Consider the following 20374-nt stretch of genomic DNA (forward strand, 5'->3'; position numbering starts at 1 on the left):
AGAATTATGGTTGAAGAACAGACGAATGAATACGCACCATTAAAGGGAATCAAAGTCGTTGACTGGACGCAGGTACAATCCGGTCCTTCCTGTACGCAGCTGTTGGCTTGGCTGGGTGCTGAAGTCATCAAGATCGAACGGCCAGACACCGGTGATCCAACCCGTAATCAGTTATTGGACATTCAGGATTCATGGAGTCTCTACTACCTGCAGCTGAATGCCAACAAGAAGTCACTGACGCTCAACATCAAGACTCCTGAAGGCAAACAGATCATGACGGACCTGCTTAAAAAGGCGGACGTGTTTGTTGAAAACGTGCGGCCAGGTGCAGCTGATCGGGCTGGCTTTGGCTGGGAAGACGTGCACAAGCTGAACCCGCGTTTGATCATGGCTTCGCTGAAAGGCTTTAACCAAGGATCACGCTTTGCTGATGTCAAGGCCTACGAACCAGTTGCCCAGTCTGCTGGTGGCGCGGCTTCGACGACTGGCTGGAACAAGGGCGCTGACAACGTACCAACGCAATCCGCAGCTGCTCTGGGCGATTCCAACTCGGGCATGCACCTGACCATTGGGATTCTGGCGGCTTTGATGCAGCGGGAACGGACTGGTCAAGGAACGCTGGTCTATCAATCAATGCAAAACGCGGTCATGAACCTTTGCCGGATCAAGCTGCGTGACCAGATCATGCTGGATAACCTGGGCGCGCTGCCGCACTATGCCGTCTACCCTAACTACAAGTGGGGCAAGGCCGTACCACGGGCTGAAAATACGGAAGGCGGTCAGGTAATTGGCTGGACCTACAAGGCAAAAGGCTGGGAAACCGATCCAAACGCCTATGTCTACATCGTAATCCAAGACTCCAACAAGAGCTGGGCAGCCATTGCCAATACGATGGGACACCCAGAATGGATTGACGATGAGCGTTTCAGTGATTGGGAACACCGGCAGTTACACAAGGAAGAAATCTACCCATTGATTGAATCCTATACCAAGCAATACGACAAATATGAATTGACGCAAAAACTTGGTGAAGCCGGAATTCCGGTTGGCCCGGTCATTGACTGGCACGAATTGGAAAACGACCCGGACTTAAACGAGGATGGCACGATCGTCACGATTGACCAAGGCGGCAACCGGGGCAACTTCAAGACGATTGGGATGCCGTTTACGCTGAGCAACTATAAGCCAGACTACAAGCGGGCACCAGATCTGGGTGAAAACAACGTCGAAGTCCTTTCTGCTTTAGGCTATGATGCCGATGAAATCAACGACCTGGTTGAAAAAGGCGTCATCTCAAAGGCTCGTGGCCCTAAGAACCCACGTCGGGAAGTAATCAAGGGCAAATAAGCTAAAGGCATTTGCCATGGCTTGGGTGGGATGACCGGCATTGACCGCATCCCACCTTTTTATTGCCAGGCATGCCAAAAAGAGAATTGGAGGGGTAGACATGGAAAAAATATTAATTGATGATATTGTTCCAATTTTGGTTATCATGATTTTGGGCTATCTGTGTGGTAAGTTTTCATTCTTTGACGATGACCAACGACAAGGGCTAAACAAGCTGGTGCTAAACATTGCTTTACCGGCGGCATTGTTCATCTCAATCGTTTCGGCAACGCGTGAAATGTTTGCTAAAGATATCGTCTTAACCTTGATTGCCTTTTTCGGGGTTACGGGTCTGTTCTTGCTCAGCTACTTTTTGGACAGAATCATGTTTCACCGGACCAAGCAGGAAGCCGCCATTTGCGCAATGATCGCTGGTTCACCAACGATCGGGTTCCTGGGTTTTGCGGTTTTGGATCCGATTTATGGCAATGATGCCAATACCAACCTGGTTATCGGGATCGTTTCAATCGTAGTTAACGCAGTGACGATTCCAATTGGGCTGGCACTGATCAACAAAGGTCAAGCCGAAGCTCGGGCCAAGGCTTCTAAGACTGATGGCGAAAAGGTTAAGATCAAGCTGCCGCAAAAGTCTGATGAGGTGGCACCGGTAAAAGAAAAAGAAGTTACCGTCGCTGACGGGATTCCGGTTACCGATGCTGAAGCCAAGGCATTGCGCGAAAAAGGCATTATTCGTGAAATCGATCTGGTTAGAGCTGAGGCTCACAATCATTTGGGCAATGGCGAAAAGAAAACCAGCAACTCAACGATGTCTGCAATTATCAATGCCATCAAAAAGCCGGTTGCTGCAGCTCCATTGCTGGCTTTCGTCCTGGTTTTGCTGGGCATCAAGATTCCAGCTTCGTTTGCCCCAAGCTTTGATCTGATTGCCAAAGCCAACTCCGGAGTTGCCGTATTGGCAGCTGGTCTGTCACTTTCAACGGTTAAGTTCTCAATCGACAAGGAATCGCTTTGGAACACGTTCTATCGTTTGCTTTTGACGCCAGCCATTATTGTTTTGGTTGCCTACCTTTGCGGGATGGGCTCCGATCCAGCCAAGATCTCAATGCTTTGCTTGGCAAATGCCTTGCCACCTGCATTCTCTGGGATCATTATTTCCAGTCGCTACAACATCTATGTCAGAGAAGGTGCCAGTTCAGTGGCGATTTCTACAGTGGCATTTGCAGCGACCTGCATTTTCTGGATCTGGCTGTTACCGATTTTAGCTGCCCATTTCTAAAGCACTGCACTCTTTCCTCACAGTCAATCTTTCTTCCTTTGGATAATTCCTGAAACGAATTAACTTAAAACTTCCTATATAATAGTAGAAAAAATACCACAAATAAAGATCGCACCATCCGCAGCCTGTGTCGGGCCAAGGATGATGCGATTTTTTAATTGAACTTATGCGTATTAAAACGACAACACTGAGAAAATCAACGGACATATAACGATGCTGAGTTGTTGGTTGTTTAGCAGCCAATAGGTTATGCTTTTTAGTTTGGCAGTTTTTTGCTAGCTGAATCATGTTCGGCGGCAAAGCTTTATGAGAGTTATCTATGCAAAGTAACAGCCGCAAAAGCTTTTGCTAAATTGCGAAAACCGGCTGCTTATTTCCGTTGACGCTGCTCAGTGATGATGGCTTTAACCTCTGAGGATTTTCAGTATTTTTAAATTAAGTGAATCCGGTTTCAAAAAATGCGCTAAACTTAAAGATAAGTGGTAGGGGAGAACGAGAAACAGGCGGGAATGGTTTAATTGAAAAACATTGTCTATGTAGAAAATAAATATTTTGTCGCAGTGACACATAATGGATTCAAATTAACCAACCTTGAAACGAAAGAGAAGCACTATCTTTCGTTTGAGGATGTTGAGATATTGATTTTTGATAACTCACAATGCTATTTGTCGGCTAAAGTTATTGAAAAATGTGCAGATAATAAGATTGGGCTGCTTTTTTGTGATCGTGGTCATTCGCCGTTATCTGTGTTGGAATCAGTATATGGTCAGCAGAATCGCTTTGAACGGTTAAAATGTCAACTTTCGGCATCAAGTAAAGTTAAAGGAAGATTATGGAGAAAAATCGTTATTTCTAAAATCATCAACCAAGCAGTCTGTCTTGAAAAAATTGGTACTGAAAAGGAATCGACTGAGGTTCTAAAATCCATGACTAAGACAGTGACTGATCATGATGTGCATAACAATGAAGCATGTGCAGCTCGATTATATTTTAAAAAGTTATTCGGCGATGACTTTAAAAGAGGACGCACTACTGATTTAGAAAATGCCGGTTTAAATTATGGTTATGCCATCCTGCGGGCTTTAATCAGGCGTAATCTAGTATTAAAATGATTCGAGCCTAGTATCGGGATTCACCATGCCTCAACTGAAAACCCATTTAATCTGTCTGATGATATTATTGAACCTTATCGCCCATTTGTTGATTACTATGTCTTTAAAAATATTTTGCCTACCAAACATGAAACCTTGGAATCTGATGATCGAAAAAACATTATCAAGGTTTTATTGAACAAATGCGTTATCGATAATCATGTGATGTATCTGCAGGATGCTATTGAATTGACTATCGATTCATTCGTTTCAAGCATTGAGGCTGGCAGTTCGGGAAGAATCAAGCTGCCAACCTTTATTGAAGGCGGTGATTAAATTGGTGCTGCTGTTAAGCTTTGATTTGCCACGCAATACCAAACAGGAACGCAAGCAGGCAAATCTATATCGTAAACGCTTAGTGGAGTTGGGATTTTCCATGAAGCAATTTAGTCTCTATGAGCGAGAGGTTCTGTCAATCAATACTAAAAACAAATTGATTCAAACATTGAATGAAGAAATTCCTAATGCTGGTTTAATAACGCTTTATTTGCTTCCAGATGAAGTGAACGATAAACAAGTTACGATTCTAGGCAAAAATGCACCCCACTATACGATTGGCAGACCTCGTTTGATAGTTTTCTAAGGTGATTAGAAAACGCTTTTTTAGTATTTATTTGCCTAGTTATTTTTATTAAAATAGATATTAAAGACGTTTTAGAATAAAATGCCTAATTATTGGGAGGAGAGGTATTTGAAACAATATGTTTTGACCTGTGCAAAGACGATCCCACGCACAGACCGAAAGTTGGCAGTCTTTTTAAATGGCTGGCTAATGGAGCGCTTAGACTCTGATCTGGTCGATAAGTTTCATCAAACTGGTGATAATCCTTTCTCTGTATATATTGATGAGCAGCCAACAACTGTAAAGCTGGTGTTTAATGCATTAGATGCTGAAATGGAAACTATCTTTGATGAGTTATTGCTAAATCCAGATCTGAAAAAATTTGAATTTGTCAGTGCCAGTCAAAAAGAATTTGTAATCCTGGATCGTAATGTGCGCGTCTTAACAGAAAAGGATCTGTCCAAGCAGTTTTACCTTGGCAAAGCTACAGGATGGTATGACTTAAAAATCGTTTCGCCAATGACGTTTAAATCGCAGGGACATTACCAGTTTATTCCTGATGTCCGTTTGTTTTTTCAAAGCTTGATGCGCAAATATAATCAAGCAATTGAAAATAGCGAGCAGATTGATGTTGAACTGCTGGATGAGATCTGTAAAAGAACCCAGATTACCAATTATCGATTGCGGACTCAGCGTTGTTTTATTCATGGCGGTTTTGTAACCGGATTTTTAGGTTATTTAACTTTTAGATGTTATGGAAGCCAGACCCTAAAAGACTATCTCGGTGCATTGCTGAGCTTTGGAGAGTTTTCTGGGGTCGGTGCCAAGGCAAGTCTAGGACTGGGAGCAATCCAGCTTAAGAATCAAAAAGAGGAGAATAATGGAAAAGCGTAAAGTTGATTTATATTATGGTTCTTTATTTCATGATATCGGTAAAGCAGTACAGCGAACGACCGGTTTAAAAAAGAAACATCAACTGGTTGGTGCTGAATTTCTTAAGCCCTACATGAATGAAAAGCCGATTTTAAATTGTCTAAAGTATCACCACGTTAATTTACGTAATGATAATTTGGCTGATGATGATTTATCCTATATCACCTATATCGCAGACAATATTGCCAGTGGTACTGATCGGCGGCCGAATGATGAAGACGTTAATTACAAATGGGATGCTAAAACCCCTCTGCAAGATGTTTTTAATCGATTCGGGAAACATGCAGGAAAACGCTATCTAAAACCGGGAGAACTACGACTTGATGATGTTCATTCAATTATACCAACTGATGAGCGCCATGATTACACTCATGCTGATTACAGTCGGGGTGTTGAACGTTTTAGAGAAGGCTTAATGGCAATCAAGCCTACCGAAGATTATATGCAGAGTGCCTTGAATTTGATGGAAGCTACCATGTCGTTTATGCCAAGTTCAACTAACATGGAAGAAGTTGCTGACATTTCGCTTTATGACCACATGAAGCTGACGGCGGCTTTCGCCATGGCTATTCAGCAATACTTGGACTTTGTCGATGAGCATAATTATAAGCGACGCCTATATACTGGTGCGCAAAAATTCTATAAAGAAATGGCCTTCTTGCTGATGGGCTTTAAATTCACTGGCTTGGAAAAATTCATCTATACGATCGTTAGTCAAGGGGCACATAAGCAGCTGCGCAGTCGGGCTTTCTATGCCAATATGCTGAGCGAATGGTTCATTGATATGGGCCTAGAATAAAAAGTGTACAAGTTAAATAGAGACTCTGATTTAGTATAATTAAGGAAGTAAATTGGAGGATCAAATAATGACGAAGCACAGTTATGACAAGGAATTTAAGGAACAGGCCGTTCAGTATTACTTAGATAACAAGGATCACATGACCATGAATGAAATAAGTAAGAATCTAGGTATTGGGGCTAGTACATTACATAAATGGATTAAGCTGTTTACTGAGACTGGGGAGTTTGGCCGTGGCTCTGGTAATTTTGCCAGCGATAAGGACAAGGAGATTGCACGACTAAAGCGTCAACTTCGTGACGCTGAAGGAGCGATCGAAGTATTAAAAAAATCAATCGGGATTCTGAGCAAGTAACTACCGAAAAGGTATACCAAGAAATGGACGTTCAGCACGCTTTGGAATCCCACCCTTCCATCAATGGTATGTGTGATTATGTTGGAATCTCAAGAAGTGGTTACTATCAACGAGAAAAGCGTCATAATCACCAATCACCGCGAAAGCTTCGGAAGAAGTTTATTCAAGGTGAAATTAAAGCAATTTGGCTCAAAAGCCTTTGTATTTACGGTGCCGGCAAAATCACCCAAGAACTTCGCTCAAAAGGATATAAGATCGCTGAACGAACTGTTGGTAAGTATATGCGTGAACTTGGCATTCACGCCGTTTACCTAACCCCTTGGACGACTACCACTCGCAATTCTAAGTTTGATAAACAGCTAATAAATATTTTAGACGAGCAGTTCAATCCATTGCGACCAAACGCCGTTTGGTGCATTGACACCACTTATATTCCAGTTCATGACGGATTCGTTTATTTAACCAGTATTATGGACTTGTACTCCCGACGGATCATTGGTTGGGACTTATCTGAAACCTTGGAGGTATCGAATGTCATCCCACTTATTGAAAAGACTAAGCACAGTCGCCATATTAGCAAGCCATTAATCATGCACAGTGATCGTGGTAGTCAGTTTACGTCTGAAGCTTACAATCAAGTTACAGCTAGCATGACATTAAGCTATTCAAAGAAAGCTTATCCTTGGGATAATGCCTGCATTGAGTCGTTTCACGCCTTGATTAAGCGTGAATGGATAAATCGGTTTAAAATCCATTCATACTCCGAAGCTAAACGACTAGTTTTTCAGTACATTGAAACGTTTTACAACACAGTTAGAATTCACAGTCACTGTGGATTCAAATCACCAAAGCAACTTGAAGATGAGTATCAAACTCAAATTCAAAATTTAGTCGTGGCATAGGACAAAAAAGTCTCTATTTAAATTGTCTATTTTATTGACAGGGGACCAATACGCTGCTGAGTGATACAGAATTGACTCGCGCCAACGTACTGTTTGAGTCTGCAGGCCAAGGATACATTCTCTTAGGGAACACACCAAAAAATCGTCGGCTGATAGCGAGTCATTGTGAAGAATTTAATGAATTTCTCCAGGAACAATTTGGTGCTGAGATTCATGTTTCGGTAGGAACGTCACAATTTATGTCACTCCAGGTTGAAAAGGACAATACTTTTGATTCTTATAGTAGGATTTTTAAAGATATTGATCGTGAAATCAATCGTTCTGAGTTGCGGCAGTTTGATGCTCGTCAAATTATGGAACTAAACCAGCAAGGCAAGCATGCAGGACGAGAATGTGTTGTCTGCCATGCTGTCGCCAGTCTGAATCCCGAAACAAATAAATGTAAGCTTTGTGAAAAATTGGAAAGCTTCTCTAAAAATATTCAGCAAGATGATTTCTTTGTGGTTAATGCTGATGAAGAAGGCTTGCCAGTCGGACCAGGAGCATTTCTTAGCGTTACGGATAAAGAAACGATTCAAAAAGGAGCAGTCAGCGGCAGGATCTATTCTAAAAATCAATTGAATACTGGCTTTAAGCAACAAACCTATCTTTGGGTAGGCGACTATTCTGACTTAACCAATAATGAATTCAGCAAATATGCCGATCGTGACTGGACCAAAGAAGATAATCAAAGTGCAGTTGGGATTAAGCGACTGGCGGCCTTAAGAATTGATGTCGATGATCTGTATGCTGGCTTTTTGGCTGGCTTTGCCAATCAAGGAGACGGAATGTATACAACGATTAGTCGCTATGCATCTCTTTCACGGCGCCTTGCCAGTTTCTTTAACGTGCATTTAAATGCCTTTGCTGAGGGATGTCATGCTACAGTGATCTATTCAGGTGGTGATGATGCATTTATCATTGGGGCCTGGGATGATATTTTGAAGCTGCTGGCACGCTTAAGAGGATATTTTGCTGATTGGACCGATCAAAAGATGACGTTCTCAGCAGGAATTTATATGTATCAAGCCACAATGCCGATTAATATCGTGGCAAGGCGAACCAATCAACTGCTGCAAGAAGCCAAGTTAGCAGGAAAACATCGCGTTGCATTATTTGACTCATCAATGATTTTTGATGTGGATGAATTTATCAATGATGTCTATTACGATAAATTAGTGAAAATTCGCCAGTTCTTTAAAAAGGAAAGCAATCGTGGCAAGTCATTTGCCTACAAGCTATTATCACTGTTGCGGTCGCGTAATGAAGAAGATCGGATTTCTTTTGCCAGACTGGCCTACTTCCTATCTCGACTTGAAGATGACGCTGAAGATACAGAGGCGTTTCAGCAATTTAAGGAATCCATGCTTGGTTGGTATGACAATGCCCTCGAAATTAAAAAAGTTGAAACGGCGCTGTCACTATACATTTATGAAATTCGGGAGGACTAGTTATAAATGAACGTTAAATTTAAGAAAGACACTTATGTTGATGAAGCAGAGTCAGTGATTTTAAATTTAAAAGACGTTGATTTCAAGGTTGGTCATGATAAGCTGACCTCGACGCAGCTGCGCAATTTATTAGCAATGACCAGCACGATCTATAACATTGTAATCAATCAAGGCGTTAAAGCAGCTGAGGAACGTTTAGCCTACTTGAGAATTCAATTTATCTATCAAAGCGGTCGCAATCAGGCTGTAAAAAAACTGGTTGATGAAGCGGAGATTTTAGATATTTTGTTTGCAATTCAAAATGAGATTGAAAACAACGATGAGAAGAAAGAGCGAGAGGACATTATCCGTTTTTGCCACTATATGGAAGCGTTGGTAGCCTACTTGAAGTACTACAATGAATAGGGAGGACAATCATGTTATCAAAGATTAAGATTTCGGGAACGATTGAATTAGAAAGTGGTTTGCATATTGGGGGAAGTGATGCTTTTGCAGCGATTGGCGCAATTGATTCGCCAGTTATCAAAGACCCATTGACTAACCTGCCAATTATTCCAGGCTCCAGTCTGAAAGGAAAAATGCGCTCACTTTTAGCTAAGGCTTATAATGAAACGATTGCCCAAACGCCTAATGATGATGATGAGCGAATTACTCGTCTTTTTGGTGCAAGTGATGGTGGCGGTGAAAATGGTGATCAACCAGTACCAGCGCGTTTGATTTTTCGTGACTCGTTTTTAAATAATGCCCAAGAACTTTTAGATAAAGGTGCTGAAGGATATACAGAAGCCAAATTTGAAAATACAATTGATCGCACAACCGCAATTGCAAATCCTCGGCAGATTGAACGTGCAATTCGTGGCAGCGAATTTAATTTTGAATTGATTTATGATTTAACCGATGAACAAGAAATTGATGAAGATATGCAGACACTGCTAGATGGCTTTAAGCTGTTGGAATTAGATTATCTTGGGGGTAGCGGCAGTCGTGGCTACGGCAAGATTAAGTTCATTAATCTGCATGCTGAAACCGTTTTTGGTGATTACGATGCTAGTGCGATCAACGAAGAACTAGGAGCTTAGCAAGTGATGGAAACAAAAATTTACCGTTTGCGTTTCCGTAATGCACATTTTGGCGATGGCTATCTTAACACCAGCGTACCTACTTTTACGGCAAGTCGTTTATTTAGCGCGTTATGCCTTGAAGCATTGAAAAATGATTGTTTGAAAGAATGGATGACAGTTGCTGAGAATGATGAATTTAAAATCAGTGATGCTTTTCCTTATCAAGAACAGCCATATTTGCCAGTGCCAGTTGGTGAGATAGCTCTTAAAATGGATTTACGGACGCTTGTTGAAGATAATCAAGCAAATAAGGCGGTTCGAGCTTTAAGGTTTGTTCCAGTAGATCGACTTTTGGATCTATTAAATGGAAAGGTGTCTGCTGAAGAACTGCTTAAAACTGAAATGAATCTTGCGCAGCAGACCGTTTTAATGAAAAAAGGTGCTGATCCCTATGAAGTTGGGGTAACTGAATATCGTTCCTCACTGTATGTATTGGCAAGCAGTGATCCATTATTTGAACAATTAATGACTAGTTTGCAGTTTAGCGGCTTAGGCGGGAAACGAACTAGTGGCTATGGACGCTTTGAAATGGAGATTTTACCGGTCCCATCTTTAATGGGGGAAATGCTGGCTGATGACAAAGCTGATAAGCAGGTATTACTGACAACGAGCTTGCCTAATGACAATGAATTAGGGCTAGTAGTTGATGATGCTAATTATCGTTTGGTAAAAAGCAGTGGTTTTACCTACAGTCCGGATACCAGTGAGCAGCTGAGAAAAGAAGATCTCTATAAGTTTGCGAGTGGTTCGGTCTTTACCAGACGATATGCCGGAGTGATTGCAGATGTACGGCCAAATGGATTTGCTCATCCAGTATGGAACTATGCCAAAGGGATGTTTTATGGATTGGAGGCGGCTAAATGACTGCGGGATATCATGAGTATAGGCTACGGCTGATTGCGATGGCGCCAGTTCATATTGGTAGTGGTGAAACGTATACTGCTAAAAATTATATTTATGAAAATGAAAACTATTATTTTCCTAATATGGGGAAAATGTATTTGAAGCTGCGTCAATATCCTGGCGTAGTCGAGGCATTTGAAAAGTTTTTGGTAAATCCAAGTCGCCGCAGCAATCGTTTGGTTGACTTTCTGCATCAATATAAAATCATGGATCGGGATTTTGGAGGTTATAAAATTCCCGAGACAGGTTATGAAAGTGTAAAAAGAGGCCGTTTAAATGAGATTCATGCTTTTGTTAAAGATGGATACGGCAATGCATATATCCCAGGCTCTTCGCTTAAAGGCGCTTTGCGGACGATTCTAGTCAATGAACACTTTGGCAACGACAATATTGCTTGGGGTAGTGTTGACGATATCTTTAATGAGATTCGAGTTTCTGATAGTGAACCGATCCCTGTTGATAAATTGAGAATTGTTCAAAAATGGGATTTGAACCGAAAAAAATTTGAGCCTAAGGGGTTGCCGCTTTTCAGAGAAGCAATTCGGCCACAAACCAAGATTGATTTTACAATCACAACAACGACTGCACGAGCGGAAAAACTGATTGATCAATTGCCACAAATGGCTAAGCGTTTTTATGAACGTTATGAAAGGCAGTTTTTGTGCGATTTTCCCGATAAATACGTGCAGCCTAACTATTTCCTGGCTCCTTTATACTTAGGTGCCGGTAGCGGACTCTGGACTAAGGTAGATTATGGACATGTTGATCTTAGGGGGATTCAGAGACGATCTTACTGGAAGATGAAGTTGAAAGGTAAAGGGGTTATGAAACTGACTCGTTACAAACGCCAATCTTTAAAGCAGATCGAGAATGGCAAGCAGGTAAAGTACATGTTGATCAATAATGACGACCATTATTACGAAATGGGTAAGTGTGGCTTTAAACTGCAAAAGAAGAATTAGAATTATATCCTCATCGTGTGCAGCGATGAGGATTTTTATATATTCATAATTGATGAGACAGGTATGGTAGTGGTAGTATATAAACATATACCTATGTTAGAGCTTGAAATGTCCGAAAATTGGACAGAATTGACTTGTCTGATGGTTGTCCCGTCCAAATATTGGGCAGGCAAAAGTAAGAAGTATGCTTGATATATCGGCATTTTGATGCAGCATAGATATGAAATGATCCTCGTTAAAAGGGGACGGAAACTTGTTCCTTGATTGAATGTTTTTCACGCACTCAACTTAGATATGAAATGATCCTCGTTAAAAGGGGACGGAAACACTTTCAAATTGCGTTCATATTTATCTCTAGTCTGAGATATGAAATGATCCTCGTTAAAAGGGGACGGAAACAATCATGTTATAATCACCTTGTTAAGTTAATTTTTATTGATATGAAATGATCCTCGTTAAAAGGGGACGGAAACTTGGACTTTATAGCCCTCATCACTTCCTTTCATTTAATGATATGAAATGATCCTCGTTAAAAGGGGACGGAAACTTATCTGATTCAATTTTAGATTGTGGCTGATTAGTTGGTTGATATGAAATGATCCTCGTTAAAAGGGGACGGAAACCAACCGCCGTTTGCAAAATCGGTTTCCGGGAACTTGTCGGATATGAAATGATCCTCGTTAAAAGGGGACGGAAACTAATCGATCCACCAATGAAAAACATTGTATACGTCGATATGAAATGATCCTCGTTAAAAGGGGACGGAAACTAATCGATCCACCAATGAAAAACATTGTATACGTCGATATGAAATGATCCTCGTTAAAAGGGGACGGAAACTACCTCACCTCCTTTGCTGTCCAATCAATCTCATCGTGATATGAAATGAAAGGGGACGGAAACCTTAGCGCTGGCCGATGATCGTCGTATCGTGTGCCATATCGATATGAAATGCTCCTCGTTAAAAGGGGACGGAAACTAACCGCCAATTTTCAAAGCAAACAGTTTTTCGATCGCGATATGAAATGATCCTCGTTCAAAGGGGACGGAAACTCAAAGATTTCACGCTTGACCCACGCTCGGCCTTTACTGCCGATATGAAATGATCCTCGCTAAAGGGGACAAACTATTTTATTAATTGATATGCTCTCCGATTTTTTGTCTATTTTATTAAAAAGTTTCCATAGATGAGTTTTCTCAATGCTATAGGAGCCGGAAGTGATATTATAACTGCCATAATAACAACCATTTGGCGGCTGACTTTGTGATAAAAATATGGCTTGATCAGCTAGCAATCTTAAAAATACCTACTATTCGCTGATTTCGGATCAGAAGTAGGTAGTATATTCAGTCGGCCTAACTTGATATACATTGATTTTTACCTACTATGCAGTCGATTTTTGAAAAAAGTAGGTAATGATGAATTCTTCATACGTTAATATGCAGGATTTCTTGCATAAAGCGTGCTAATGACGTTTGACTGCGGCTTTTGCCCAACAGATCACTAAATTCATTGGCCAAGACAATCGCACCGACTGCGGATCCGGCATTCAGCCAGCCTTTTCCTATTAAAGTTTTGGAATAAGCTGTAGCGATCTTGGCGATGTTGCGTACCTGCAGCGATATTTTCTCAAAAGTAGGGCACACAGCCGTTTCCCATATATCAGCAAAATCAAAATCGCCGGCCTGGATGCTTTTGACATCTGGGTCGGCGATTATTGGTATTTATCTAAATGAATGGACTATTTGATCGTGCCATCCAGGTTGAACAGTGGCAGTTTGCCTAAAAACGTCACGTCATCCCGATCAGCAGCAGCGCCCTCTGCTAAAATAGTAGCTTTGGCAACGATTTGGCAGCCAGCCAGGTTGAGCAGCTTTTCGGCTGATTTTAACGAGCCCCCGGTACTGACCACGTCATCGACTAAGACGACCGACTTTCCCTTAAGCTCGGCAGCATCGGCCCCATCAAGCACGAGCAGCTGTTGTCCCTTGGTCGTAATGGAGTCAACCGCAGTCGTCAATGGATTTTCCATGTAGCCCTTGATTGACTTGCGGATCACGAATGAACGAGGATGCCCGGACAACAGACTGATGTCATGTGCCAAGGTGATTCCCTTGCTTTCAACGGTTACGACATAATCAAACTTTTTAGGCAGCTTAGGCAAAAGCAGTTCAGCCGCCGTTTTGGACATGGCGTCGTCGCCCAGCAGCACGAATGAAGCAATGGCAGTGTCGTCACTGATCGGAATCAGTGGCAGGTCACGAGTTTGGTCGCCAACGGTAATACGATATTTTTTCATAATGACTCCCCCTAAAGCGCAGCTAACAGCGGCAAAATGACTTTCAGCAAGCCACCAGACAACAGACCTACGAATGGATCAACCAGGGCAGTAATGATCATGGTGGCGGCGGCTACCAGCTGTTCTTTGCCAGCCAGTGCGGTGGCGGCATTTTCGGGGAAGGTGACAAACATCCCCAAAACCAGCAGGAACCCGGCGATTGATGCGCTCGGAACGTACTTGCCAATCTTAGGCAGCCAGCCGGCAAACAGAATCACGGCCATGATCAGCATCATCAGACACCCAGCAATGACTGGCTCCGGCGCGCTGGCAGTTGCCGAGATAATGGTTTCCACCGGCGCCCCGCCTAAAAGACTGGTTCCCATGTCGGCCAGTGCCTGTGAGGTCGTCAGCAGGTTTAAGTTGACGGGATTGGGCTTGATACCGGTCATTTGCCCCGTAATCAGTCCATATGAAAGGTTGGCGCCAATGTTTAGGCAGGCCAGACTGAGCGCGCCCCGCACGATTCGTGGATTAAACGTCGGCTTGGTGAAAATAAAGCGGCGCATCGTCACGTTGGCAGGCAGCTCGTTGCGGTAGTGCTCGCCAAAGACGGCATACAGGCTGGAGCCAATAACTGAAAGACAGATCGTCCAGACCAGGTCGTTTGAGATTAAATAAGTAACCACCGCGATGGCAATTGAAACCCAGCCAGTGAAGCTTTTCTGATTGTTTTGAGTCATTTCGAGCGCGATTTTTGCCAGCATGATACCAACGCCGGCCATCATTCCAGTAATGATATGGTTGCCCAGAATCCCAACGATCTTGGTCAAGGTGCCGGTCAGACCGATAATGGCCATGATGATCGAGCCGCCAAAGATGATTGACGTGTATTCCTTGGTATTGCGGCCCAGATTGCCGGTCAGTGCCAGCGATTCAGCCTGAAAAGAAACCGGGGCGACCGAATTAAAGATAAAGTTGATCGCGCAAACCAACAGAAATGAAAACGTGGTTGGGAACACCGCGAATCCAAGGCTCAGTGCCATGATACCTTGGGGAATTCCGTTTAAGACCACGCCGATTGCAGCGATCAAGTCAGCGAACCAGTGCATAATCTCCTCCTAAAACACGAACATTAAATAACAGAACTAATTAAATAAAGGCAATTTACTAGAACATTATTAAACTGATTATCGACAAATGTCAAGATAATCTTAAAAACCGCCTTTCATTCAAGTGAAAGACGGTGTCAGCCAAAAGATTCAATTAGGACCGCAATAGCGAATCAACTATAATATAATTGAAGAAACGGCACGATGAAACATCAGCCAATCATGATTAAGCGGGGATGATTATGAGCGAACAAGTCAAGGATCCATTAATATTTGAAACGTCCTATCGTAAAGACACGGCCGCGCATCTGGATGAGGAGATCGAAAAACGCTATCCGGGTAAATACCATGAGCAGGAACTGTTAACGGATTATCCAACGGTCTACATTATCGACAATCAAGGCAAGCAGAGCGACTACAAAGAGGACTACACGGTTTATGTCGGCGAGACCATCGATATTCAGCGCCGGACACTGGAGCACTTGGATGCCGACCCAGAAACGCGTGAAGACTGGGAGGAGCTGCGCAATGCCAAAAACGCGCACATGTTTGTGATCGGTCATGAGCATTTTAATAAATCGTTGGCATTAGACATCGAAAACCGCATGATGCAGTACCTGAGCAGCGTGGACGTGATCTCGAAGTTGAACAATCGCCGTGAAAATGCCCAACGCAAGTACTACACGAGCGAGGAGTTCATTCCAATTTTCAACCGCATCTGGGACAAGCTGGGTGAAAATAAGCAGTACCGCAACCTGTTTCCGCCGCGTCAGCTTCTAGAAAAGTCGGCAATCTTTAAGGCCTCGCCGTTCAATAAACTGACTGACGAGCAGAATCAGGCCAAGAAAAAGATTCTCAAAACCGTTGAGCAGGCACTGGCTAAAAATCAGACCGGTCAGCTGGTTTTGGTGACTGGCGAGGCTGGTGCAGGGAAGACGGTTTTGATGAGCAATATCTTTTATGAGTTGGCCAAGCAGGATCATCTCAATGCCGTCATGATGGTCAATCATCCCCAGCAGCTCAAGGTTTACCAGCAGATCGTCAAAAAGCTGGGGATAGGTGATGATGAAACGGTCATCAAGCCATCTCGCTTCATCAATCGCTATGATGAAAATCATCAAGCAGACGTGGCCTTTATCGATGAGGCACATTTGTTGTGGACCCAGCAGAATCAAGGCTATCACGGCCATGGCAACAATCAGCTGCTCGATATTCTCAAACGGGCCAAAGTCGTCTTGGCGGTTTATGATCACAAGCAGGTACTGACGGCCGATGAGATCATGGAAAATGAAGATTGGCAGCATCTCAAGCGACTGGCTGGTGACAAAGTAATTCGACTGAAAAATCAAATGCGGATTGCGGCCTCGGATGAAACGATTCGCTGGATTCGCGACTTCGTGGATCAGCGCCGCATCTATCCGATTCCAGTCGACGACAGCTATGATCTGCAGATTTTTGATGATCCACGCGCAATGGAACAGGCAATTGCCAGGTTTAACGCTGAGGATCATGGCCATGGCATCAGTCGGATGGTGGCAACGTTTGACTGGAAATATTCTAGCAGCAAGCCCAAAGATGGCAGCTACTGGTGCGTCAGTGAAGGGAATTGGTCGATGCCTTGGAATCTGCAGCTGAAAAGCAACGTCAAAAAAATCAATGGTGTCAAATACAGCGACCTTTCCTGGGCCGAACAGCCGCATACGATTCACGAGATCGGCTCAACTTATACCGTCCAGGGCTTTGATTTAAATCATGTTGGCGTGGTTATCGGTCCATCGGTGAAGTATCGCGATGGCAAGGTCATCTTTGATCCGAGCGCCAGTGCCAATAAAAAAGCCGTTCAGCGTCGGACGATGAAAGATCACTCTAAGCAAAGATTTGGTGAGCAGTTGCTGCACAACGAATTGAACGTTTTGCTGACGCGGGGCGTGCACGGCCTATATCTGCACGCGGTCGATCCGCAGCTGCAGGCGGCCTTAAAACGGGCAGCGCTGGATCAAAGACATAGTTAAAAATGTTGGGATCAATGTAGTCAGCCGGCAGCAGCCAGGTTATGGGGCAGAACCTAATCAGCAATTAAGAAAGGATTTATTCCAATGGATGAATTTGAAAAAATGATCAGTGGTCGACTGTATAATGCATTTGATTCAAAGCTTGGCGTTTATCATATGGAACGGATGGCGTTGTGTCAGCGCTTAAACCAGACTTTGATAACGGATCAGGCGGCGATTGAGCATCTGAAAGAAGAATTGATTCCTTCCGCCAAGGGCAATGATTTGGGAATCTTCTTGCCGTTTTACTGTGAATATGGCAGCAATATTCATGTTGGTCGCGAATGCTTTATTAATTACAACTGCACTTTTCTGGATGACGCGCCGATTACTTTAGGGGATGGCGTCATGATTGGCAGTGGGGTTACGATTGCCACGCCATGTCATCCACTGTTGAAAGAAGAACGCATGGTGACAGAATATCCAGATGGCCGTCATGACTTGGAGTACGCCAAACCAGTTGTGATTGGCGCGAACTGCTGGATCTGCTCAAGTGCAACGATTGTCGGTGGGGTCACGATTGGCGCGGGCAGCATTGTGGCGGCCGGGGCTGTGGTAACCAAAGACGTGCCAGCTAATTCTTTGGTAGCCGGTGTGCCTGCGCGCGTAATTCGTCAACTGGATGAAAAAGACCGCATCAATGTCTGGCAGACGTATCAGGAAAATAAAATGCCGCGTTCGCTACGAGAAAAGGAACGCGACTGATAAATTTAGACTAAGATAGCTGAAAATCCCCATTTCATTTTGAAACGGGGATTTTTGATTGGATGTTTTGGTTAAAGTGATTTCAAATTCCATTGAAAGTTAAAGTCGGTCCCGAGTAAGTCTTGATGATGGATTTGCCAATTAATGGAACTGCTTGCCTGCTTCATGCTTGGCAGCTCGTAGCTCAAGCCCTTGTCAATGATTTAATTAATGACGACTGGCGCGGTATGCACTGCTGCCACCAATTTTGTGCACCTGGCGCTTAAATTTCTGTCCGTTGGCTGGCGCAAAGCGGAAATGACGCATCTTACCGGCAAACGGACGCCCGCTGAGCCGAATCGTCGTCCAGCGGCGCATCAGTTCGGTCATTTCATGCAGGTCCTTTAAAAGCGCGGTCTGGCCTTCTGCTTCGGCTGCCTGCTTGATGTCGGTCTGCAGCCGCATGATCAAATTATTGTGATACTGAAGCAGTTCCGCGGTCAATGGCGCGTTGCGGTACTGGTTGAACAGTTTTTGAATCAGCTCCATGGCTTCTTTGGCGTTTTGGGGCTGGACATAGCGATTTTCTTCGTTCATAAGTGACTCCTTTGCTTGGGGGACGCTGCCTTGATAATCAAGAGGCAGCGGCTTTTGACTAATCTTGACATTTTTATCGAAAAAAAGTTTGACTATTGTTGACTTTTATCGGTGGGGTTGGTATATTATAAATTGTGTTTAGCACTTAGGCAGTTAGAGTGCTAAAAGGAAGTGATGCCAATGCTAACACAGCGTCAAAAGCAAATCCTGCAAGCGATTGTACGTCAATATACGGCGACTGGTCAACCGGTCGGCAGCAAGGTCTTGGCTGACAAGCTCCCAATTAAGGTCAGCTCAGCCACGATCCGCAACGAAATGGCAGTGCTGGAGCGAGAAGGTTTCGTGAAAAAAGAGCATTCCAGTTCTGGTCGCGTTCCTTCCAAGCAAGGCTATCGCTATTACGTTGACCATCTGCTTGATCCGGCAGCCGTTACCGACAGTGATCTGATGGTAATCCAAAATTCATTGGGTGCCGATTTTCACAAAATTGATGAGATCGTTTCGCATTCAGCTGATATTCTTTCAGCGCTGACGTCTTACACGGCGTTTACGTTGAAGCCAGAACAAAAAGACGTGCACTTGAGCGGTTTTCGCTTGGTGCCGTTGGGTAATCAAAAAGTTATTGCCATTCTGGTTACGGACAGTGGCGAGGTGGAGAGTCAATCGTTCACCCTGCCTAAGAATCTGGATACGCAGGCTTTGGAGGCCGTGGTACGCTTGATTAATGACCAGCTGGTAGGCTTGCCGCTGGTCACGGTTGTCAAGCATCTGCAGACTGATATACCATTAAAGGTTAGTCAGTATCTGCACAGTCCCGACGGCTTTCTGCAGATCTTTGACAGCGTATTGGGGCAGGCAGCTCGCGAAAAATACTTCGTTGGCGGTCGGCTCAACATTCTCGGCTATTCTGATCGGCAGAATCCACAGGCGCTGCGGGCATTGTATGGACTGCTCGATCAAAGCGATAATCTGTCAAGCATCATTGACGCCGATTCACCAAATGATGGGGTCAACGTCAAGATTGGCAGTGAGATTGCCGACAACCAGGTGCTCAACGACTACAGTCTGATCACCGCTACCTACGACGTCAACCAATACGGCAAGGGCATTATCGCTGTGCTGGGGCCAACGCGGATGCCTTATTCGCGGACGATTGGCCTGGTTGACGCGTTCAGACGCGAGCTGGCTAAACGACTGCTCGACTACTATCACAATTATTACGATTTATAGGAGGGGTTCGATGGCTGAAAAGAAATCAGCAGCTGCCAAGGAAGAAAAGGCGGCTCAAGCAGCTGAACAGACTGCGGCTGACCAAGCGGCTAAGAATGCCGAAGAAGCCAAGGATGCCAAGTCAGCTGCCAAGGGAGATCCAACTGCCGCACTCAAGCAGCAGATTGCCGATCTGAAAAAGCAGCTGGATGAAAAAGACGACCAGTATCTGCGGGCGCAAGCGGAAATTCAGAATATGAACAACCACTTTAAAAAAGAACGCGCGCAATTGATCAAATACGATGGTCAAGGACTGGCTAAAGACATCCTGCCTGTTTTGGACAACTTGAAGCGGGCCTTGGCAACTCAACTGGATGACAAGCAGGCCCAAGAGTTCAAGAAGGGCATTCAAATGGTTCACGACCACTTGGAAAAGGCGCTCAAGGACCATGGGATTGTTGAGATTCCAGCTGAGCCAGGCACGCCTTTTGATCCGACCAAGCATCAGGCGGTTCAAACCGCGCCAGCTTCGGATGATCAAAAAGCCGACACTATTGTTCAGGTTCTGCAGGCTGGCTATGAAATGAAGGACCGGGTGCTGCGTCCTTCAATGGTCGTTGTTGCACAATAACTTAAATAAA

The 20374-nt window shown here is 43.9% G+C and carries 22 protein-coding genes and 1 CRISPR repeat array; of the genes, 18 read left to right on the forward strand and 4 right to left on the reverse strand.

Annotated elements, in window-relative coordinates; all coding sequences use genetic code 11:
- Positions 1-6 precede the first annotated feature (6 nt).
- The 14 genes from frc (at position 7) to csm5 (ending at position 11801) form a co-directional block, all read left to right on the forward strand.
- A complete protein-coding gene (frc, locus tag H0G69_RS03630; RefSeq protein WP_180305191.1) occupies positions 7-1347 on the forward strand; it encodes a formyl-CoA transferase in 1341 nt (446 codons plus the stop codon).
- A 100-nt stretch (positions 1348-1447) separates the two neighbouring features.
- Positions 1448-2623, forward strand: a complete 1176-nt coding sequence (locus H0G69_RS03635) for an AEC family transporter (RefSeq protein WP_048345186.1) — start codon at positions 1448-1450, stop codon at positions 2621-2623.
- A gap of 518 nt (positions 2624-3141) precedes the next feature.
- Entirely contained in the window at positions 3142-3735 is a 594-nt protein-coding gene (gene cas1 / locus H0G69_RS03640; RefSeq protein ID WP_240164369.1) for a type II CRISPR-associated endonuclease Cas1, read from the forward strand.
- 174 nt (positions 3736-3909) lie between these two features.
- A complete protein-coding gene (locus tag H0G69_RS10905) occupies positions 3910-4050 on the forward strand; it encodes a hypothetical protein (RefSeq protein ID WP_240164370.1) in 141 nt (46 codons plus the stop codon).
- Between the two features lies 1 nt (position 4051).
- Positions 4052-4357: a CRISPR-associated endonuclease Cas2 gene (gene cas2, locus H0G69_RS03645; protein ID WP_180305192.1), complete on the forward strand. Its 306-nt coding sequence runs from the start codon at positions 4052-4054 to the stop codon at positions 4355-4357.
- Positions 4358-4465: 108 nt separating this feature from the next.
- Complete coding sequence (cas6, locus tag H0G69_RS03650) at positions 4466-5230, forward strand: CRISPR-associated endoribonuclease Cas6 (RefSeq protein ID WP_180305193.1); 765 nt, start codon at positions 4466-4468, stop codon at positions 5228-5230.
- A complete protein-coding gene (gene cas10, locus H0G69_RS03655; protein ID WP_180305194.1) occupies positions 5217-6068 on the forward strand; it encodes a type III-A CRISPR-associated protein Cas10/Csm1 in 852 nt (283 codons plus the stop codon). The genes cas6 and cas10 (H0G69_RS03655) overlap by 14 nt, the downstream gene beginning before the upstream one ends.
- 67 nt (positions 6069-6135) lie before the next feature.
- Positions 6136-6423, forward strand: coding sequence for a transposase (locus tag H0G69_RS03660; protein ID WP_003688751.1), 288 nt, complete (start codon positions 6136-6138; stop codon positions 6421-6423).
- Positions 6424-6446: 23 nt separating this feature from the next.
- Entirely contained in the window at positions 6447-7325 is an 879-nt protein-coding gene (locus H0G69_RS03665; protein ID WP_180304329.1) for an IS3 family transposase, read from the forward strand.
- 56 nt (positions 7326-7381) lie between these two features.
- On the forward strand, positions 7382-8815 hold the full coding sequence (cas10, locus tag H0G69_RS03670) for a type III-A CRISPR-associated protein Cas10/Csm1 (RefSeq protein WP_275691269.1): 1434 nt from the start codon (positions 7382-7384) through the stop codon (positions 8813-8815).
- 6 nt (positions 8816-8821) lie between these two features.
- The gene (gene csm2, locus H0G69_RS03675; protein WP_180305195.1) at positions 8822-9220 is read left to right on the forward strand and encodes a type III-A CRISPR-associated protein Csm2; all 399 of its coding nucleotides are present in this window, start codon (positions 8822-8824) and stop codon (positions 9218-9220) included.
- Positions 9221-9228: 8 nt separating this feature from the next.
- Positions 9229-9894, forward strand: a complete 666-nt coding sequence (gene csm3 / locus H0G69_RS03680; RefSeq protein ID WP_180305387.1) for a type III-A CRISPR-associated RAMP protein Csm3 — start codon at positions 9229-9231, stop codon at positions 9892-9894.
- Between the two features lie 6 nt (positions 9895-9900).
- Positions 9901-10800: a type III-A CRISPR-associated RAMP protein Csm4 gene (csm4, locus tag H0G69_RS03685; RefSeq protein WP_180305196.1), complete on the forward strand. Its 900-nt coding sequence runs from the start codon at positions 9901-9903 to the stop codon at positions 10798-10800.
- Positions 10797-11801 (forward strand): type III-A CRISPR-associated RAMP protein Csm5, encoded by a 1005-nt coding sequence (gene csm5, locus H0G69_RS03690; protein ID WP_180305197.1) that lies wholly within the window; start codon positions 10797-10799, stop codon positions 11799-11801. Before csm4 ends, csm5 begins: the two co-directional genes overlap by 4 nt.
- Positions 11802-12018: 217 nt before the next feature.
- Positions 12019-12642: a CRISPR direct-repeat array (repeat unit 36 nt; unit sequence GATATGAAATGATCCTCGTTAAAAGGGGACGGAAAC).
- 587 nt (positions 12643-13229) lie between these two features.
- Here csm5 and H0G69_RS03695 read toward each other — a convergent pair.
- From H0G69_RS03695 to H0G69_RS03705, 3 genes are all read right to left on the reverse strand, one after another.
- Positions 13230-13448: a hypothetical protein gene (locus H0G69_RS03695; protein ID WP_180305198.1), complete on the reverse strand. Its 219-nt coding sequence runs from the start codon at positions 13446-13448 to the stop codon at positions 13230-13232.
- 95 nt (positions 13449-13543) lie between these two features.
- Positions 13544-14101 (reverse strand): phosphoribosyltransferase family protein, encoded by a 558-nt coding sequence (locus tag H0G69_RS03700; protein ID WP_180305199.1) that lies wholly within the window; start codon positions 14099-14101, stop codon positions 13544-13546.
- 11 nt (positions 14102-14112) lie between these two features.
- Positions 14113-15192 carry an NCS2 family permease gene (locus H0G69_RS03705; RefSeq protein ID WP_180305200.1) on the reverse strand — a complete coding sequence of 360 codons (1080 nt, stop codon included), beginning with the start codon at positions 15190-15192 and terminating at the stop codon, positions 14113-14115.
- A gap of 242 nt (positions 15193-15434) precedes the next feature.
- Here H0G69_RS03705 and H0G69_RS03710 point away from each other — a divergent pair, with 242 nt between their 5' ends.
- Together H0G69_RS03710 and H0G69_RS11050 are read left to right on the forward strand one after the other, a co-directional pair.
- Complete coding sequence (locus H0G69_RS03710; protein WP_420890832.1) at positions 15435-17204, forward strand: DUF2075 domain-containing protein; 1770 nt, start codon at positions 15435-15437, stop codon at positions 17202-17204.
- Positions 17205-17288: 84 nt separating this feature from the next.
- Positions 17289-17948 (forward strand): sugar O-acetyltransferase, encoded by a 660-nt coding sequence (locus H0G69_RS11050; protein ID WP_180305202.1) that lies wholly within the window; start codon positions 17289-17291, stop codon positions 17946-17948.
- A 207-nt stretch (positions 17949-18155) separates the two neighbouring features.
- Here H0G69_RS11050 and H0G69_RS03720 read toward each other — a convergent pair whose 3' ends face one another.
- Positions 18156-18524, reverse strand: a complete 369-nt coding sequence (locus H0G69_RS03720; protein WP_180305203.1) for a hypothetical protein — start codon at positions 18522-18524, stop codon at positions 18156-18158.
- Between the two features lie 180 nt (positions 18525-18704).
- On the opposite strand from H0G69_RS03720, the gene hrcA reads away from it, so the two are divergent.
- Both hrcA and grpE read left to right on the forward strand, forming a co-directional pair.
- Positions 18705-19754 (forward strand): heat-inducible transcriptional repressor HrcA, encoded by a 1050-nt coding sequence (gene hrcA / locus H0G69_RS03725; protein ID WP_180305204.1) that lies wholly within the window; start codon positions 18705-18707, stop codon positions 19752-19754.
- A 10-nt stretch (positions 19755-19764) separates the two neighbouring features.
- Entirely contained in the window at positions 19765-20364 is a 600-nt protein-coding gene (gene grpE, locus H0G69_RS03730) for a nucleotide exchange factor GrpE (RefSeq protein ID WP_180305205.1), read from the forward strand.
- Positions 20365-20374 lie beyond the last annotated feature (10 nt).

Source organism: Limosilactobacillus mucosae (genome assembly GCF_013423865.1).
Classification (GTDB): Bacteria; Bacillota; Bacilli; order Lactobacillales; family Lactobacillaceae; genus Limosilactobacillus; species Limosilactobacillus mucosae.

Excerpts from the sequence above, each read along its gene's own strand:
- csm2 (WP_180305195.1), top strand. The coding sequence starts at position 8,822 with ATGAACGTTAAATTTAAGAAAGACACTTATGTTGATGAAGCAGAGTCA.
- H0G69_RS11050 (WP_180305202.1), top strand. The coding sequence starts at position 17,289 with ATGGATGAATTTGAAAAAATGATCAGTGGTCGACTGTATAATGCATTT.
- H0G69_RS03710 (WP_420890832.1), top strand. The coding sequence starts at position 15,435 with ATGAGCGAACAAGTCAAGGATCCATTAATATTTGAAACGTCCTATCGT.
- grpE (WP_180305205.1), top strand. The coding sequence starts at position 19,765 with ATGGCTGAAAAGAAATCAGCAGCTGCCAAGGAAGAAAAGGCGGCTCAA.
- hrcA (WP_180305204.1), top strand. The coding sequence starts at position 18,705 with ATGCTAACACAGCGTCAAAAGCAAATCCTGCAAGCGATTGTACGTCAA.
- csm5 (WP_180305197.1), top strand. The coding sequence starts at position 10,797 with ATGACTGCGGGATATCATGAGTATAGGCTACGGCTGATTGCGATGGCG.
- H0G69_RS03705 (WP_180305200.1), bottom strand. The coding sequence starts at position 15,192 with ATGCACTGGTTCGCTGACTTGATCGCTGCAATCGGCGTGGTCTTAAAC.
- H0G69_RS03665 (WP_180304329.1), top strand. The coding sequence starts at position 6,447 with ATGGACGTTCAGCACGCTTTGGAATCCCACCCTTCCATCAATGGTATG.
- H0G69_RS03720 (WP_180305203.1), bottom strand. The coding sequence starts at position 18,524 with ATGAACGAAGAAAATCGCTATGTCCAGCCCCAAAACGCCAAAGAAGCC.
- csm4 (WP_180305196.1), top strand. The coding sequence starts at position 9,901 with ATGGAAACAAAAATTTACCGTTTGCGTTTCCGTAATGCACATTTTGGC.
- cas10 (WP_180305194.1), top strand. The coding sequence starts at position 5,217 with ATGGAAAAGCGTAAAGTTGATTTATATTATGGTTCTTTATTTCATGAT.
- H0G69_RS03660 (WP_003688751.1), top strand. The coding sequence starts at position 6,136 with ATGACGAAGCACAGTTATGACAAGGAATTTAAGGAACAGGCCGTTCAG.
- frc (WP_180305191.1), top strand. The coding sequence starts at position 7 with ATGGTTGAAGAACAGACGAATGAATACGCACCATTAAAGGGAATCAAA.
- H0G69_RS03635 (WP_048345186.1), top strand. The coding sequence starts at position 1,448 with ATGGAAAAAATATTAATTGATGATATTGTTCCAATTTTGGTTATCATG.
- H0G69_RS03700 (WP_180305199.1), bottom strand. The coding sequence starts at position 14,101 with ATGAAAAAATATCGTATTACCGTTGGCGACCAAACTCGTGACCTGCCA.